The organism is Streptomyces sp. H27-D2, assembly GCF_035828615.1.
In the GTDB taxonomy this organism is placed as follows: Bacteria; Actinomycetota; Actinomycetes; order Streptomycetales; family Streptomycetaceae; genus Streptomyces.
Genome location: NZ_JAYMZR010000224.1, coordinates 1 through 869, shown reverse-complemented (window position 1 = coordinate 869; position 869 = coordinate 1). Strand labels below are relative to the sequence as shown.

The 869-nt window shown below is 71.8% G+C and carries 1 protein-coding gene; it reads right to left on the bottom strand.

What is annotated here, in order from left to right; translation table 11 throughout:
• Window positions 1–144 precede the first annotated feature (144 nt).
• Window positions 145–807, bottom strand: coding sequence for a LutC/YkgG family protein (locus tag QMK28_RS34010; protein WP_326443560.1), 663 nt, complete (start codon window positions 805–807; stop codon window positions 145–147).
• Between the last annotated feature and the right edge of the window lie 62 nt (window positions 808–869).

Here is an 869-nt window from a genome sequence, read left to right as displayed (position 1 = left end):
GTCTACATGAAGGTGTCGAATCCTCCACACGTTGCTGCGTGGTGCCGGGGCGCTACCTCTCGGGTCGCTGGACGGCAATCTCGTAGGCGATCTCCCAGCCCGGGTCCGCGCCGCTGTCCCCGTGAAGTGACCCGTCGGCGCGGATCAGCCCCCGACCAGGATCACTTCCAGCGCCCGCGGCCCATGCACGCCCTCGACGCGGTCGAGTTCGATGTCGCTGGTGGCGGAGGGGCCGGAGATCCAGGTTTGCGGGCGTATCGGGTCGAGGCGGGGCAGGGCCTGGGGGACTGAGGCGACCACCTGGTCGGTGGTGCGGACCACGCAGATGTGGTGGTCCGGGATCAGGGTCAGGATGCGGCGGCCCTGACCTGGGCCCGCGTCCAGGACGAGGGTGCCGGTCTCGGCGATGGCGAGTGCGCAGCCGGTGACCACGCTGTCGATCTCATCGAGTCGGGCGGCGGTCAAGTCCGTTGAGTCGGCGAGCTGTTCGGCATCGCTCGCCGTCAGCCAGTCGGCCGGCAGGCCCAGTGGGACGGCGACGGTACGCGATCCCCGGTCCGCGAGCAGCCTCGCGATGACGGCGGGCAGTTCGGCGGCGGTGCTGCGGTGCACGACCGCGCGGTAGTCCGCGAGGTTTTCGGCCAGCAGGTCGACCGTCGCCTCCGGCCGGTCCGGGCCGGGGCCGCCCTGCGTCGGGTGGGTCTCGAAGTAGTCCCGTACGACGGGGACGTCCTGCGGCGTCTCGTCATACGGGACATCGGCCAGGGCAGCCCTGACCCGGCCCAGGATTCGCTCACGGGCGCTCATGCCGGCGTCGGGGGCGCGCGTGCCTGCGTCGCGGGCGCTGCTCATCGGCCGGTCTCCGGATC

Coding starts and splice junctions, on each gene's coding strand:
- QMK28_RS34010 (WP_326443560.1), bottom strand. CDS start 807: ATGAGCGCCCGTGAGCGAATCCTGGGCCGGGTCAGGGCTGCCCTGGCC.